General features: G+C 45.9%; 3 protein-coding genes and 1 tRNA gene. All 4 read right to left on the bottom strand.

The genetic code is table 11. The annotated features are described in order from the left end of the window. On the bottom strand, nt 1-1,852 hold a 1,852-nt coding region (rsxC, locus tag RH45_RS12515; RefSeq protein WP_008077692.1), incomplete at its 3' end, for an electron transport complex subunit RsxC. Between the two features lie 8 nt (nt 1,853-1,860). Next, entirely contained in the window at nt 1,861-2,442 is a 582-nt protein-coding gene (rsxB, locus tag RH45_RS12520; RefSeq protein WP_008077693.1) for an electron transport complex subunit RsxB, read from the bottom strand. Then, nucleotides 2,442-3,023: an electron transport complex subunit RsxA gene (rsxA, locus tag RH45_RS12525; RefSeq protein ID WP_008077694.1), complete on the bottom strand. Its 582-nt coding sequence runs from the start codon at nt 3,021-3,023 to the stop codon at nt 2,442-2,444. Before rsxA ends, rsxB begins: the two co-directional genes overlap by 1 nt. A gap of 328 nt (nt 3,024-3,351) precedes the next feature. Continuing rightward, a tRNA-Asn gene (locus tag RH45_RS12530) sits at nt 3,352-3,427 on the bottom strand. Nucleotides 3,428-4,006: the final 579 nt, after the last annotated feature.

Consider the following 4,006-nt stretch of genomic DNA (forward strand, 5'->3'; position numbering starts at 1 on the left):
TCGCAGCAGCGACAGCGGCTTTCTTATCTTCAACCGGAGCTTGAGTGTCGCTTTGAGCTTCTTTTTTGGCTTTGGCACGCGCAATTGCTGCCGCTACCGCATCTTTTTTACTTTCGGTCGCATCAGGTGATACGCCTTCTTGTGTCTTCAAAGCCTTACGCTCACGAGCTTGGCGTTTTCTCTCCTCACGGAGTTTCGCCATCTCGCTGTTGTCTGGCTCACTGCTGCCAGATTGGAGTGCTGCTGCTTGTTTGGCCTTAGCTTTGGCAATGGCTGCTGCAACCGCAGGTTTCACGGCGGGCTCTTCAGGTTTAGTGTCGGCTTTCTGCGCTTTGACTCTCGCAATGGCAGCAGCAATCGCGTCGTCACCGCCACTCTTCTTCATTTCTTGGCGTCGGCTATCTGCAGCTTTCTTGAAGCGATTTTCGCGTTCAGCTTTATCTCGCTCCATCCGTGCTTTCTTCTCTTCGAAGCGGATTTTTGCTCGCTCAGCCGCTTCAGATTCTTCTTTACGGGTACGGATTTCAGCCTTAGCTTGGCGATAGTATTGAACGAGAGGGATCTCGCTTGGGCAGACAAATGCACAAGCGCCACACTCGATACAATCTTTAAGGTTTAGTTCTTCGCATTTATCGAACTCTTCTGCTTTGGCATGCCACTGTAATTGCTGAGGCAATAAAGATGCCGGGCAAGCTTCAGCGCACTGGCCACAACGAATACACGCCATCTCGTATTGGTTTGGTGAAATCTCTTTGCGCGTTGGAGCCAAAATACAGTTTGCTGTTTTGGTAATAGGTACATTGGCATGCGGCAGAGTGAAGCCCATCATAGGGCCACCCATGATCAAGCGCTCGAGTTTCTTGTCGGCTTTATAGCCAAATTCGTCGAGCAATGATTGCACTGGGGTACCGATCATTGCCCAAACATTGCGTGGTTGTTTGAACGTATCCCCCGTTAGAGTGACGATTCGTTCGACTAAAGGCTCTCCATCGCAAACGGCGCGTTTTATTGCTTGTAGTGAGCCAACGTTTTGTACCATTAACCCGATGTCAGCAGGGATACCATTAGCGGGTACTTCTTTGTTGGTGAGGATCTTAATTAGCTGCTTTTCACCACCTGATGGGTACTTAGTTGGGATGACGCGAATAATGATATCTTTGTCATCAGCGGCAGCTTGGAGTGCTTTGACGGCATCCGGTTTGTTATCTTCGATACCGATGATGGTCAGTTTTGGCTTAAGGATATGTTCAACGATCTCAATACCAGTAATGATTTCGTTGGCGTGCTCTTGCATCAACATATCATCTGCGGTGATGTAAGGTTCACACTCAGCAGCATTGACGATCAGAATGTCGGTTCGAGCTAAGCCCGATTGGATTTTTTTAGCGGTAGGGAAGCCAGCACCACCCATACCTGAGATACCTGCCTGACGAATAATCTCGATCAGTTCGTCTGGCGATAAAGAGCTAAAGTCTTGGTATTGTTGGCGTTCGCACCAACGGTCTTCACCGTCAGGCTGAATAACGATACAAGTTTCGGCTAAACCTGAAGGGTGAGCCGTGGTTCTCAATTCAATCGCGGTAACTGTGCCCGAAGTGGGGGCATGCACTGGCAGCATAAAACTGGTGTCATACTTACTCAGTGGCTGGCCTTTTAATACCTGTTCGCCTACGGCTACAGTGATAGTGCCTGGTTTACCGATATGTTGTTTGATTGGCAGAACGATCTCTTGAGGAATACTTGCGCGAGCGATCTCAGAGCGAAGTGATTGTTGCTTGTTCTCTGGTGGATGGATGCCACCTGGGAAGTCCCACAGTGCGCCAGATTTAATTTGTTCGATTAATGACAACATGCCAGTCCTTAATTCACACTTTTCTGCGTCGTTGCAGAATCGGTAATATCAACAACAGGAATGGCGTCCAATTGCCACTTCCAGTTCGCTGTAGTTGTTTCTACAGGAATCATCTCAATACAGTCTGTTGGGCAGGGAGCAACACATAGGTCGCAACCGGTACATTCATCTTTAATAACGGTATGTAGAGCTTTGGTACCGCCAACAATGGCATCAACCGGGCAAGCTTGAATGCATTTAGTACAGCCTATACACATGTCCTCATGAATGAAGGCAACTGTTTTGACTGCATCTAATTCGTGCGCAGACTCGGTGGCTTCAACCCCCATTAAATCAGCCAGCTTCTCTATTGTTGCTTGGCCGCCTGGGGGACATTTATTTATCTCATCGCCATTAGCAATGGCTTCCGCATAGGGGCGGCAACCAGGGTAGCCACACTGTCCGCACTGGGTTTGCGGCAAGATACTGTCAATTTGATCGACGATTGGGTCCGCTTCCACCTTGAAGCGAATGGACGCGAAGCCCAATATCGCACCGAATACTGCAGCCAATGCTGCGACGGCTAATACCGCTATTAGAATCGCACTCATTACAGTTTCACCAAACCAGTAAAGCCCATAAATGCCAATGACATTAAGCCGGCGGTAATCATAGCGATCGAGGCACCTTTGAAAGGTGCAGGGACATCCGCAGCGGTAATACGTTCACGCATAGAAGCAAACAGAATCAGTACCAGCGAGAAACCGACCGCAGCGCCAAAGCCGTATATGATCGATTCAATGAAGTTGTGATTCTCATTAATGTTTAACAAGGCAACCCCTAACACAGCACAGTTGGTTGTGATAAGCGGAAGGAAGATACCAAGTAGGCGATATAGTGTTGGGCTGGTTTTATGTACCACCATTTCGGTGAACTGTACGACAACAGCAATGACCAAGATAAAGCTCATCGTACGCAGGTACTGTAGCCCAAGTGGTCCGAGAATATAGTTTTCGACAAGGTATGCGCACACGGAGGCTAAGGTAAGCACGAAAGTTGTCGCTAACCCCATTCCGATTGCAGTTTCCAGTTTTTTGGAGACGCCCATAAATGGACAAAGGCCCAAAAACTTCACCAGTACAAAGTTGTTGACTAGGACTGTGCCTACCAACAACAAAAGATATTCGGTCATAGTTATTTGTTTAAGAAATTCCGATCCCGATATTATCCTGCTTTGCCAGCGCAATAACAACCAAGGAAAGATAAGGTTTTATATCAATGAGTAAAAATTATACGAAATAATTCGTCTAATGAGCATTTTTGACAGCAAATAAGCGTAGGAAACGTCCAGGCTAAAGTTGAGCTGCGTCATTGGAGTTTTTAACTGTCTTGTTTCGCTAGCGATTTATTACGATGAGTCGGGGCGCAAGGTGGAAAGCGGAGGGAGGTTTACTCGCCTTGAAGAGCGTAAGATTTAGATACGAAAAAGCCGCGTCTTGCGACACGGCTTATTCTGAATTTGGCTCCTCCTGCTGGGCTCGAACCAGCGACCTGCGGATTAACAGTCCGTCGCTCTACCAACTGAGCTAAGGAGGAATTGCTATAAAGCGGGGCGAATCTTAACGATCGATACGGTCAGTGTCAACACTAAAGTGGTGGATAATCGGCAATTTTTTTAATGAAAAAAGCTTTACTTTCCTGAAGCCCTTGTCCGATAAAGGCTCTATTTACTTATCCACCAAAATTGTGGATAAGTGTGTTAATTAAACTTGAGCAATTAATAAACAGGTCAAAGATAGAGTAATTGAACTAAAAATAATCAAAAAAGATCTTCGCATAACTGCCTGTATAATAAAGCATCAGCCTATTTTTAGTGCTCAGTGTGGATAATTTGGATCAAGATGATCAAATTACAGATCAGTAAAATTAACTAAATTTTGTGAATAAGCTGTGAGCGAAAACTAGAAGGAAATGAGAGTAGATCTCGAGTAGGGCGAAAGATAGTAACAGGATTGACAGCGCGGATCTAGCGAAAGCAAAACAAAATGATAAAAACAGGGTGATATTTTTCTCTCTGCTATTGTTTCTGTATATTTATACAGTCACAATAACGACTTAATGTCGTTGCAATCATTCTTGAGGTTCCTATGAGCAAAGTTTTTGATTTGGTGTCGG

The sequence above is a fragment of the Vibrio sinaloensis DSM 21326 genome, assembly GCF_000189275.1.
In the GTDB taxonomy this organism is placed as follows: domain Bacteria; phylum Pseudomonadota; class Gammaproteobacteria; order Enterobacterales; family Vibrionaceae; genus Vibrio; species Vibrio sinaloensis.

Excerpts from the sequence above, each read along its gene's own strand:
- rsxB (WP_008077693.1), bottom strand. The coding sequence starts at position 2,442 with ATGAGTGCGATTCTAATAGCGGTATTAGCCGTCGCAGCATTGGCTGCA.
- rsxA (WP_008077694.1), bottom strand. The coding sequence starts at position 3,023 with ATGACCGAATATCTTTTGTTGTTGGTAGGCACAGTCCTAGTCAACAAC.